This window comes from uncultured Mucilaginibacter sp. (assembly GCF_937859865.1).
Classification (GTDB): domain Bacteria; phylum Bacteroidota; class Bacteroidia; order Sphingobacteriales; family Sphingobacteriaceae; genus Mucilaginibacter_A.
Map to the genome: position 1 here is coordinate 1 of NZ_CALMAT010000115.1, position 12159 is coordinate 12159.

Consider the following 12159-nt stretch of genomic DNA (forward strand, 5'->3'; position numbering starts at 1 on the left):
CACATATCGTTGCCCGTTATTTAAGCGGCGATATTGCGGCTTTTTACCAGGGCAGCTTGCTGATGAACATTATTAAAATCCATGGTTTTGACTTGTGCAGCATCGGTTTAACGGAATGCCCCGAAGGTAGCGGTTATGAAGAGATTGTGTTTATTGACAAAGCCAAACGCTATTACAAAAAGTGCATCGTTTACCAGGATAAATTAGTCGGCGCAATTTTGATCGGCGATAAAAACGAGTTCCTGGAGTTTAAAGAACTGATTGCCAACAAAACAGAACTAAGCGATAAACGCCTGCAATTGCTGCGCAGCGGAAAGAAAGCGGAACCGGTTTTAGGGAAATTAGTGTGCAGTTGCAATAATGTGGGCGCCGAAAACATCTGCCAGAAAATCAAATCCGGCTGCACCGGATTAAAGGAACTGAGCGCAGCAACCGGTGCCGGCACCGGCTGCGGTTCTTGCCGGCCGGAAGTAAAACGGATTTTGGAAGAATATTTAGAAGCCAACCTGCTGGAAAAAGCAGTGTAAAGACCGATGGAAGAAACAACCGGACACCTGATCAAAGTTAACCTGCCGGGCGGCCTGATTTCGCCGGGCGATTTGCAGGAAGTGCTGGCCATTGCCGAAAAATCTGGCGCAGGCGAAGTAGTTTTTGGCAATCGACAGCAACTTTTTTTTAGGGTAAAAGAAGCATTGCTGGAAGATTTGCACCACGAACTGCTGATGGCCGACATCCATTATGAAGTGGATGCCGACAATCATCCAAACATCCTGAGTTCGTATGTTACCGATGATATTTTTGACCATCCGGGTTGGCTGCGCGAAGGGGTTTATAAAGATATTTTCGACTTGTTTGACTATCAACCCAAACTCAAGGTCAACCTGGTGGCGGCCAACCAAACCTTTGTCCCGTTTTTTACCGGCAACTTTAATTTTATTGCTTCCGAAGTGAGCAACTACTGGTTTTTGTACGTCCGCTTTCCCAAAACCAACCAGTTGTACTGCTGGCCGTCCTTAATTTATTCCGAAGATATCCCAACCTTAAGCAAACTGATTGAAAGGCATATTCTGGAAAACCGCGACCTGTTTTTCGATCAGCCAAACATCAACGCCGAAGTACTGCTTTACCAAAAAATTGCCGGTAAAAACAGTATGCCCGTCCAGCTCATCCAGCAACCGCTAAAGCTGCCTGACTTTTCTTTGCCTTATTACGAAGGCTTTAACAAATACGGAAACAACAAACTGTGGCTGGGCATTTACCGGCGCAAAGAGACTTTTGCCATCGCCCTTTTAAAAGATATTTGTAAATTGTGTTTAAAAACCCGTATCAGCCAGTTGCATATCACGCCTTGGAAATCATTGCTGGTGAAGGAAATTGCACCTGCCGACCGCCACTTCTGGGAGAAAATACTGGACCAACACCGCATCAACGTGCGCCATGCTTCCAACGAACTGAACTGGCAGTTGGAAGACAATTGTGCCGAAGGTTTGCACTTGAAGCAGGAATTGGTAAAACAGTTTGAAGAAGCCGACCTGCACACTTACCGCCTTTGTTTCGCCATCAAAACACATTTAAAGTCGGGTTTATTTGGTTCGGTCATCATCCGGAAACTGCTTGAAGTTGAAACAGAAACAAGGTTTGAAATTTTGCACACGCCGGATTTCAACCCCAACAACAAAACCTTGACCGTTTACAAAAGCCATTTGAAACAAGCAGAACTTGGCCGCGAACTAATTGCTTTGTGCGATGCCTATTACAGTTTATCGGTTTTAGAAGAACCCGCCCCTGTTGAAAACCCTGTTGCAGAAAGCGGTGCAAATGCAACTTCGTACTTCGTTTACCAGTGCAAAAACTGTCTCGGCCTATACGATGAAGCCTGGGGCGACGAAGCAAACGGCATTGCAGCCGGAACCGGTTTTGCCGCTTTAACCACCTACCCTTGCCCCACCTGCGACTCGCCCAAAGAAGATTTTGTCAGGATAGAAAGGGCGGTGCCAGTTTTTTGAGTTGACGGGAGTTTAAGAAAAATTGTTGTTGTTGCCCTTAGTTTTTGTTGCGGTGAAAGGATTGTTCCTGATGCTTCTTTTACCGGTATAAATTAGGTGGTTGAAAGAAGTTAGTTTAAAGAAAATAGTTTAATGTTTTTATTACGATGGCATGACCGCCCGCAAGGTAGCCACCCAGGCGCGTGGGGCTGAATGCCGCCCGGAGGCGATCCGAAATGCTTGATTTCGTTGGTTCTTTTTCATCAAGCAAAAAGAACGTAAAAACAGGGCAACGACCCGTTATTTGTGTTGATTACAGCGTTACGCAAACCTGCGGTTGCTTGAGCTACTTTCTTTTTGCTTGATCAAAAAGAAACAAAAAATCAAGAACGGCTGATCGCTCATCCGCGCACCCGTTCAGCCCACCACACCTGGGCGGCTACCTGTCGCTTCGGAATGTCCAGCGGTTATCTTGCGCTTTTAAAGCTTGTTGAGCAAATGCTTCTTTTATCGGTATAAATTAAGTGATGAAAGGACGTACTTGTTTTGTTACGATGGCATGACCGCCCGCAAGGTAGCCACCCAGGCGCGTAGGGTTGAATGCCGCCCGGAGGCGATTCGAAATGCTTGAATTTTTGGTTCTTTTTGTTCAAGCAAAAAGAACGTAAAGACAGGGCGAAGACCCGTTACCAATGTTAATAAAGAACACACCCCTAACCCCTCTCGAGAGGGGAAGCAGGGCGGCTACTTTTCTAATGGCAAACAACAACTCAAAAGCAGGAAAAAGAAGCCAAACCCCACCTCCTTTCCCTGCTTAAACAAAAAAACATACTACTGCACCACGCGCGACAACACATCCGAATACGCCAACTGGTCTTTACGGCCGATGGCGGCCACACGGGCGTAAATGCGGGTGCCGCTGGGCAGGTCGGTAAAGGTGGTCGAAACCGTGGTGGTAACCCAGGTAACCCAATTGGTGTCCTCATCGGGCTGTGTTAAGCAGTATTCATGACTGTACATCACCGCCTGCGCCACCCCTTTTACGGTTGATTTCAGTTCGCCGGGGTTCAGCCCGTCGGTAAGCGTATAACCCGTTGGCGCCAGCATCGCCGGGACGCTGCTGCCCGAAGCCGCCAAATCAAAGCCCGTTCCGGCCAGTTTGGCCTGGTTGCCCAGCGAAAGCCCTTCCAGGTTGATGGCCAGCATCCGCATCGCGCCCAGCAACGAATCTTTGTCCTGGTTTTTCATGGCAATGGCCGCGCGGTCGCCGCTGGAGGCCGCCACCAAGTTGGCCGAATACGTGTTTTTGACCGTTGTAAAATCGGCCAGCGAAGGCACGGTGGCCGGGAAATCCGTGTTGCCGGTGAGGGCGGCAATAATTTTTCCGCCTTTTAAGTCCAGGTTAGATTCACTCAGTTTTGAGTAATCTTTAATCAGGGTAACATTTTTCATATTGGTTTTTTTTATCGCCGCAGGACCATTCCCCCGGCTAACTGGAACGAAAATAAGCCTGCTTTAACAAACCAAAAAACGCGTTTTTGCCAATTTACCGCCTTTTCCCAGCCCTTTAAAAACACTGCTGTTTTTTGCCCTGCTTTACCAAAAAACGTTGTTTTTCAATTTTTTTGCCTGCTTTTGGCCTCGGCTGCTTTTTCCTGCCAAAACCCGCGAAAAACCGTAGGTAAAATGCCGTTTTCCTTAAAGGAAAAGGCTGTTTCCTTAAAGGGTTTTGTGTTTTCCTTTAAGGGTTTTGCGTTTTCCTTCAAGGGTTCTGCCCATTCCTTCAAGTAATCTGCCTTTTCCTTTAAGGGTTGCCGCCTTTCCTTCAAGTACTTTGGGCTTTCCTTAAAGGGTTTGGCCGTTTCCTTAAAGTATCCCGGCCTTTCCTTTAAGCAATCCGGGCTTTCCTTAACGTATTGGGGCTTTTCCGCAAAGGGTTCCGGCGTTTCCCGTCAGGGTTCCGGCGTTTCCCGTCAGGTTTTTGGCCATTGTTGCGGGTTTTGGCAGAGGCTGGTTTAGCTTTTGCCGCCGGGCAAGCTGCAAAGCCGGCTTTTGTTTAAAGCCTAAAGCTGTTCCCCAAGCGTTTGGCCTGCCGCCATCTTTTCCGCAAGTTTTAGTGCATCAAAGAAGCATAGAAACAAAAAATGCCCTTCGGCAGGGCAAAAGGGCATGGTGTATCGGCAGTATAAACCGGCGCAATTACAAACTGAGGTGGAAATACAGTTGTTCGCGGGTCAGCCGGTATTCTTCGCAAAGCTGGTACACGTTTAGCCGCTCTACCCCGTACTTGCTGCAATAGCGCGAAAGTTCCAACCGGCAAGTAGTTTCGCATTGCTGGGTAAGCATATGCAGGTGCTGCCAGGTAACAAACAGTAAGGGGGCTTTTTTGATAACGGTTTGTATAAAGGTGTTGTTTAAAGGATGATAAAAGGTTAGGTATTTGTTGAAAAAATATGTGGCTTATTACGGTTGGGAATAAGTTAAGTTACTTATTAAAAGAAGTTTATGCTAATAATAACCTACAAATCGGCCTGATTAGGAGAAAAAAATGTTTGCGGCTAAAATGAACAGTCGAATTGAAAATAAAATTTATGGAATAATAAGCGGAGATAATCACGTTTCGGTAGCTATATTGCGGCATTCGTTTGTGGGTAGAGACGTTGCATGCAACGTCTCTACAAAAGAATAAAACATGTCAGAAGATCAGAAGAAACAACTGGAGCAACAACTCTGGAACATTGCCAATACCTTACGCGGCAAAATGAATGCAGATGAATTTCGGGATTATATCTTGGGATTTATTTTTTACAAGTACCTTTCAGAGCGGATGGAAATATACGCTAATGAAATCCTGCAAAATGATCTGTTCAAATACAAAGAAATTAACGAGTACGCAGAAGAAGGTAAAAATTATTTAGAAGCGATAAAAGAAGCATCCGTAGAAAAATTGGGTTACTTTTTAAAACCTTCCGAATTATTTAGCGAGGTTGCTAAACGTGGCAACGATGATAAAGACGAAGATGAAAGCAACTTTATTTTGGAAGACCTGCAAAAAATCCTGACCAACATACAACAAAGTACAATGGGTACGGAAAGCGAAGAGGACTTTGACCATCTGTTCGAAGATTTGGATTTAAACAGTACCAAGTTAGGCAAAACTCCGGAAGCAAGAAATAGCATTATTGCCAGAGTATTGGCGCATTTGGATAAAATAGACTTTAAATTGGAACTCCACGAGATGGACGTTTTAGGTGATGCTTACGAATACCTGATCGGGCAGTTTGCCAGTAATGCAGGCAAAAAAGCAGGCGAATTTTATACGCCGCAACAGGTAAGTTCTGTGTTAGCAAAACTGGTAACCACGGGAAAGAAAAAATTGAAATACGTTTATGACCCTACCTGTGGCTCAGGTTCACTGTTATTGCGTGTAGCAAAGGAAGCGCAAGTAAGCTATTTTTACGGACAGGAATTAAACCGCACCACTTATAACCTGGCACGGATGAACATGATTTTACATGGCATCAATTACCGTCAGTTTGATATAAAACAGGAAGATACCTTAGAGTATCCGCAGCATTTGGGAAGGGAGTTTGAGGCGATCGTGGCAAATCCACCGTTTTCGGCGCAGTGGAGTGCTAACCCTTTGTTTACCAGTGATGACCGCTTTAGTCAGTACGGCAAACTAGCGCCAGGCAGCAAAGCTGACTTTGCGTTTGTGCAACACATGATTCATCATCTGGCAGAAAACGGAACAATGGCAATTGTGCTGCCACATGGTGCTTTGTTTCGTGGCGGTGCAGAGCAGCATATCCGCAGGTATCTCATCGAAAACCGGAATTATTTGGATGCGGTAATTGGTTTGCCAGCCAATATTTTTTACGGCACCAGTATTCCAACCTGTATTATGGTGTTTAAAAAATGCCGGGAACAGCCGGACGATATTTTGTTTATTGATGCCAGCAAAGGTTTTGAAAAGGTAAAAACGCAAAACGTATTGCGTGCAGAACATATCGAACAAATAATTGATACTTACCGCAGCCGACAGGAAATACCGAAATACAGCAAAAAAAGTACGATAAAAGAAGTATCAGCAAATGATTACAACCTCAACATTCCTCGCTATGTGGATACGTTTGAAGCCGACGACCAGTTGGACATTAACGCCATTGCCCTGGAACTGCAAACTTTGGAGCTTGACATGAAAAATACGGATACCGAATTGGCTGCTTTTTGTACAGCATTGGGTATTGAAACACCTTTTCCGTTAGCAATATGAGTTCAGAAACTTCAAAATCCGTGCGTGTGCCTGCTTTGCGTTTTCCTGAATTTGAAGGAGAATGGGAGCGTAAAAAATTAGGGGAAGTAGGAAATTTTGTTGGCGGCGGAACCCCAGAAACTAATGTTAACGAATACTGGCAAGGGAATATTCAATGGTTTACGCCAACAGAAATAAAATTAGACTTCGTATCTAAAAGTGTTAGAACTATTACAGAACTGGGATTAAAAAAATCTTCTGCTAAGTTATTGCCTAAGGGAACGATTTTGTTAACAACAAGAGCAACAATTGGCGAAGCTGCAATTGCAACAGAAGAATGTTCAACGAATCAAGGTTTTCAATCTTTAATTGTTAATGAAAAGAATAGTAATATCTATGTTTTCAATTGGATAAAGATGAATAAGGCTGAACTTCTGAAAAGAGCAAATGGTTCAACTTTTCCAGAAATTAGTAAAATTGAAATTGAACAAATTGTAATTTCTCTTCCCTCACTTCCCGAACAAAAACGCATTGCATCTTTCTTTACCGTTTTAGATCAAAAGCTAACCAAACTTAAACAAAAGAAAAACCTGTTGGCGCAATACAAAAAAGGGGTGATGCAGCAGCTTTTTTCGCAGGCGTTGCGGTTTAAGGCTGATGATGGGAAGGATTTTCCGGATTGGGAAAGGAAGAAGTTGGGGGAGGTTGGGGAATTTAAAAATGGAATAAACAAATCAGCCGAAGATTTTGGACATGGCTTTCCATTTGTCAATTTAATGGATGTATTTGGGAAACAAACAATATCGAACTTAAATCTTGATTTAGTAAATGCAACGAAAACAGAACTTCAATTATATGATCTTAAAAAAGGAGATATATTATTCATCCGATCTTCTGTTAAGAAAAGTGGAGTTGGTGAAACTTCTTTAATATTAGAGGATTTGCCAGATACTGTTTTTAGTGGTTTTTTAATTAGGTTTCGTGACGAAAGAATAAACCTCAACATCAACTTTAAGAAGTATTGTTTTGCAAATAAAAATTTTAGGGAAAGCCTAATTTCGTTAAGTACAACGAGTGCGAACACAAACATTAACCAGGAATCCCTTAAAAGTTTAGAGATAGCGATTCCAGTATTCGAAGAACAGACCAAAATTGCCAATTTCCTTTCAGCCATCGACGAAAAAATAAATCAAACGCAAACCCAAATCCAAAAAACCGAACACTACAAAAAAGGGCTATTGCAAAAAATGTTTGTGTAATGGTTGGTGGTTGCATTTGTAGAGACGTTGCATGCAACGTCTCCAAATACAATAGACGTTGCATGCAACGTCTCTACCGATAAAACAATAAACGATGGATAAATTCAAAAATAAATACCGCATTCCTTCCGCCCGGTTGCAAAATTGGGATTACCGTTCTGATGGTGCGTATTTTATTACCATCTGTACCAAAAACAGGGAACCTTTTTTTGGTGAAATTTTAGATGCAAATGTTTCGATAATGAAATTGAATGAGCTTGGTAAACTGGCAGAACAATATTGGTTAACCATTCCGGCACATTTTCCTTATGTTGAATTGGGAAATTTTGTGGTGATGCCTAACCATATACATGGTATTTTAATTATTGATAAAATGGATGATGGTTTTGTTTGCGGGGTTGATCCGGTTGGATTTGTAGAGACGTTGCATGCAACGTCTCTACCGAAAAACGCCGATCGTCAGATGTCACATATTTCTCCTAAATCCGGTTCCATATCTACCATCATCCGTTCCTACAAATCTGTCGTTTCAAAACATGCGCGGGCTATCCATCCCAACTTTGAATGGCAAACCCGTTTCCACGATCATATTATCCGTAATGCTGATTCGTTTGAAACCATCCAGAATTATATATTTAACAATCCTGCCAACTGGAGCAACGATAAATTCTATCAATAATGAGTAAACAGCCGGAACAAATATTGGAAGAACAATTAGTAGCACAATTGCAGAAGCTGGGTTACGCTTTTGTTCAACTTAAAAATGAACAGGATTTGTTAGCCAACTTAAAAACGCAGTTAGAGCAGCACAACAACATCCAATTTACCCAAAAAGAATTTGAACGGGTGCTTAACCTGCTAAACAAAGGTTCGGTATTTGAAAAGGCAAAAACACTGCGTGGCTCGCAGCATTTGGTGAGGGACAATGGCGATAACCTGTATTTCGAGTTTTTGCAAACCGAGCATTGGTGCCAAAACCGTTTCCAGGTAACGCAACAGGTAAGCATGGAAGGCAAATACAAAAACCGATACGATGTTACGCTGCTGATAAACGGTTTGCCCTTGGTACAAATAGAACTAAAACGCCGCGGACTGGAACTGAAAGAAGCGTTTAACCAAATTAACCGTTACCAGCGACATTCATTTGGCGCAGGTGCGGCCCTCTTTCAATATGTGCAGTTGTTTGTAATCAGCAATGGTGTAAACACCAAGTATTACGCCAACAACAAAACCCAAACATTTAAGCAAACCTTTTACTGGACAGACCGGGAAAACCAGCGGTTGACCAATATCCTTAACGGTTTTACTTCCGATTTTTTAGAACCTTGCCATATCAGCAAAATGATATGCAAATATATTGTGCTAAACGAAGCACACAAGGTTTTGATGGTGTTACGCCCATACCAGTATTACGCGGTAGAAGCTTTAATAGACCGGGTTAAAAACAGCAACAAAAATGGTTACGTTTGGCATACAACAGGTTCGGGCAAAACATTGACTTCTTTTAAAGCCAGTCAAATTTTAACTGGCCTACCCCAGATTAAGAAAGTTGTTTTTGTGGTTGACCGGAAGGATCTGGACTACCAGACTACTAAAGAGTTTAATAGCTTTAGTAAAGGCAGCATAGACGGAACAGACAATACCAAAGCATTAGTAAAGCAATTTACTGATGATACCAAACTAATTGTAACTACGATACAAAAATTAAACACCGCCATCAGTAAAAAGCAGTATCTCGACCAGATGGAGAAGTTGAAGGAGGAACGCATCGTTTTTATTTTTGATGAATGCCACCGTAGTCAATTTGGCGACACGCATAAGCGCATTAAAGCTTTTTTTAACAACATTCAGCTATTTGGCTTTACTGGCACGCCCATTTTTGCTGATAATGCCGTAAAGAATGAACTGGGCAAAAGAACAACAAAAGAGCTTTTCGGCGAATGCTTGCATAAATATGTAATCACCGATGCTATCAGAGATGAGAATGTGTTGAAGTTTGCAGTAGAATACGTTGGCCGATATAAACGGAAAGATACTGCAACCGAAGTGGACATTGAAGTAGAAGATATTGACACACAAGAGTTGATGGAATCGCCGTTGCGTTTAGAAAAAATTGTAGATTACATCATTGCTAATCATCACCGTAAAACGCATAGTCAGGCTTTTACGGCCATGTTTTGCATTAACAGTGTTGATACGCTGATTAAGTATTACGACATCTTCCAGCATAAAAAAGAAGCCGGTGAACACAGTTTAAAAATTGCAACCATTTTTAGTTATGCTGCCAACGAAGACGATGCCGATGCAAATGGTTTTATTCCCGAGGAACTTTCTGTTGCAGAAGAACCAAAGGTTTTATACGGATTGAATGTACATACCCGCGAAAAGCTGGACGAGTTTATCAGTCATTATAACCAGTTATTTGATACCAAGTTTTCGACCAGAGACAGTGAAAGTTTTTACAACTATTACAAAGATATTTCTAAAAAGGTAAAGGAAAAGAAGATTGATATTCTGTTTGTGGTTAATATGTTTCTAACTGGCTTTGATAGTCCGGGTTTAAATACGCTTTACGTGGATAAAAACTTACGGTATCATGGCCTCATACAAGCATATTCACGCACTAACCGGATTTTAGACGAAAAGAAGTCTCAGGGCAATATCGTGGTTTTCCGAAACTTGAAGAACGCTACAGATGAAGCGATCACACTGTTTAGCAATAAAAAAGCGATTGAAGAAATCATCATGGCACCTTTTGAAGATTATGTTGAGAAATTTAACAACGAATATGATGAACTACTGAAAATTACACCAACGGTAAACAGTGTGAATGATTTGCAAAGCGAAGAAGAGGAACTTGCCTTTATTAAAGCATTCCGCGAATTGATGCGCATTAAAAATATCCTTACTGCTTTTGCTGATTACGACATGGATAGCGTGGAAATGCCCGAACAGCTTTTTGAAGATTACAAAAGCAAGTATCTGGATTTATACGATAAGGCAAAAAGTAACGACCAGAAAGAGAAGGTTTCTATTTTAGAAGATGTGGACTTTGAACTGGAACTGATTCATCGTGATGAGATTAACGTTAGCTACATTATCCAGTTGCTTATTAAACTAAAAGCAAACTCCAAAAAAGATACAACCCAGGTTGAAAAGGAAATCTTTAATCTTTTAAACACAGAAGCACCGCTAAGAAGTAAAAGGGAACTGATCGAAAAGTTTATTCAGGATAATTTGCCGGTTTTAGAGAACACGGATGACATACCGGAAGCATTTGAGCGATTTTGGAACAAAGAGCAGCAGACAGCTTTTGAGCAACTGGTAGAAGAAGAAAAACTTTCGGCAGATAAAACTGAAAAGATGATCGAAGATTATCTTTATGCAGAACGTGAACCTTTGCGCGACGAAGTACTGGAATTGTTAGAAGGCGATAAACCATCCATTTTAATGCGCAAGAAAACAGGCGACCGGATTTTAGGAAAGATTGTTGGCTTTGTAGAGAAGTTTATTAATGGAATGGTAGGAGTTTAACTTTTTCCTCCTTTAACTTTTAAATCTATAACCCTGTAAATACAAATCACCCTACTTCTTTTACCAACCTAATTTTAATTAGCGCTTCATTAATCTAAAACCAAGGCCGCAAAGGATGCAAAGTGTTTAAGGACGATAAAAGAAAGGATTGAGAGCAATTCATTACGAATGAGTAGGTCTGTCTCAGCTACAAACTCTTTTGCGCTTGACATCCGTATTTAGGTTATTTATTGCAAATGCTTCTTTTACCGGCATAAATTAGGTGGATGAAGAGGTTCTTGTTTTTATCAAGAAAGACAAGCCGCTTGCAAGGTAACCACCCAAGTGCGTAGGGCTGCATTTCGCCCGGAGGCGATCCGAAATGCTTGATGTTTTGGTTCTTTTATAGCAAGGGAAAAAAACGGAAATAGCGAGCAACCGCAGGTTTGCGAATAAAAATACGTCAACAGCCATACCTGCACCTTAATCATTATATTTGCTTATCTTAAAACAACAATCAAACTAATATGACAACCAAAAACAAAGGTACACACCATCTGAAAATGCTTTTTATAGGTTTGGCCGGCTTATTTATGGCCACCGTTTCTTTTGCCCAAAATACTACCGGCACTACCGTTACTTTAGGCGGTAAACCCGTACACACCGTTGGCAAACTGCCTGCCGTGGGCACACCTGTTAAAAACTTTACCCTGGCCGGTGTTGACCTTTCCGACAAAACCCTGGCCGACTATAAAGGCAAGTACGTGATCATGAACATCTTCCCGAGTGTAAACACAGGCGTTTGCTCCAAATCGGTACGGAAATTTAACGAGGACGCGGCCGGCTTAAAAAACACCGCTGTGCTTTGTATCTCTAAAGACCTTCCCTTTGCACAAAAACAGTTTTGCGGTGCCGAAGGCATCAACAATGTGGTGATGCTTTCTGATTTCCGCAGTGATTTCGGAAGCAGTTACGGGGTGCAGATTGCCGACGGGCCGATGAAGGGTTTGTTGAGCCGCGCCGTGATTGTGGTGGACCCAACCGGTAAGATTGTTTATGAAGAACAGGTGCCGGAAATTGGCCAGGAACCAAACTACACGGCGGCCATTGCAGCCATAAAATAAGTATGGGTTTAGCGTAAGCTGGC

Annotated in this window: 10 protein-coding genes; 8 read left to right on the plus strand and 2 right to left on the minus strand. The window is 42.2% G+C overall.

Annotation, left to right across the window (positions count from 1 at the left end):
* Together Q0192_RS11825 and Q0192_RS11830 are read left to right on the plus strand one after the other, a co-directional pair.
* The coding region (locus Q0192_RS11825; RefSeq protein WP_299289686.1) for a (2Fe-2S)-binding protein at positions 1-527 on the plus strand (527 nt) is incomplete at its 5' end.
* A 6-nt stretch (positions 528-533) separates the two neighbouring features.
* Positions 534-2006 carry a rubredoxin gene (locus Q0192_RS11830; RefSeq protein ID WP_299289687.1) on the plus strand — a complete coding sequence of 491 codons (1473 nt, stop codon included), beginning with the start codon at positions 534-536 and terminating at the stop codon, positions 2004-2006.
* Positions 2007-2816: 810 nt separating this feature from the next.
* On the opposite strand, the gene Q0192_RS11835 is transcribed toward Q0192_RS11830, so the two are convergent.
* The gene (locus tag Q0192_RS11835; RefSeq protein ID WP_299289688.1) at positions 2817-3437 is read right to left on the minus strand and encodes a hypothetical protein; all 621 of its coding nucleotides are present in this window, start codon (positions 3435-3437) and stop codon (positions 2817-2819) included.
* A gap of 402 nt (positions 3438-3839) precedes the next feature.
* Between Q0192_RS11835 and Q0192_RS11840 the strand changes: the two genes are divergently transcribed.
* On the plus strand, positions 3840-4004 hold the full coding sequence (locus Q0192_RS11840) for a hypothetical protein (protein WP_299289689.1): 165 nt from the start codon (positions 3840-3842) through the stop codon (positions 4002-4004).
* 180 nt (positions 4005-4184) lie between these two features.
* On the opposite strand, the gene Q0192_RS11845 is transcribed toward Q0192_RS11840, so the two are convergent.
* On the minus strand, positions 4185-4331 hold the full coding sequence (locus tag Q0192_RS11845) for a hypothetical protein (RefSeq protein WP_299289690.1): 147 nt from the start codon (positions 4329-4331) through the stop codon (positions 4185-4187).
* A gap of 346 nt (positions 4332-4677) precedes the next feature.
* Here Q0192_RS11845 and Q0192_RS11850 point away from each other — a divergent pair, with 346 nt between their 5' ends.
* The 5 genes from Q0192_RS11850 to tpx all read left to right on the plus strand — a co-directional run bounded on the left by Q0192_RS11850 (position 4678) and on the right by tpx (position 12136).
* Positions 4678-6261 carry a type I restriction-modification system subunit M gene (locus Q0192_RS11850; RefSeq protein ID WP_299289691.1) on the plus strand — a complete coding sequence of 528 codons (1584 nt, stop codon included), beginning with the start codon at positions 4678-4680 and terminating at the stop codon, positions 6259-6261.
* A complete protein-coding gene (locus Q0192_RS11855) occupies positions 6258-7499 on the plus strand; it encodes a restriction endonuclease subunit S (protein ID WP_299289692.1) in 1242 nt (413 codons plus the stop codon). The genes Q0192_RS11850 and Q0192_RS11855 overlap by 4 nt, the downstream gene beginning before the upstream one ends.
* 94 nt (positions 7500-7593) lie before the next feature.
* Entirely contained in the window at positions 7594-8178 is a 585-nt protein-coding gene (locus Q0192_RS11860; RefSeq protein WP_299289693.1) for a transposase, read from the plus strand.
* A complete protein-coding gene (locus tag Q0192_RS11865; RefSeq protein WP_299289694.1) occupies positions 8178-11033 on the plus strand; it encodes a type I restriction endonuclease subunit R in 2856 nt (951 codons plus the stop codon). The genes Q0192_RS11860 and Q0192_RS11865 overlap by 1 nt, the downstream gene beginning before the upstream one ends.
* A gap of 506 nt (positions 11034-11539) precedes the next feature.
* Positions 11540-12136, plus strand: coding sequence for a thiol peroxidase (tpx, locus tag Q0192_RS11870; RefSeq protein ID WP_299289695.1), 597 nt, complete (start codon positions 11540-11542; stop codon positions 12134-12136).
* The last annotated feature ends 23 nt before the right edge of the window (positions 12137-12159 follow it).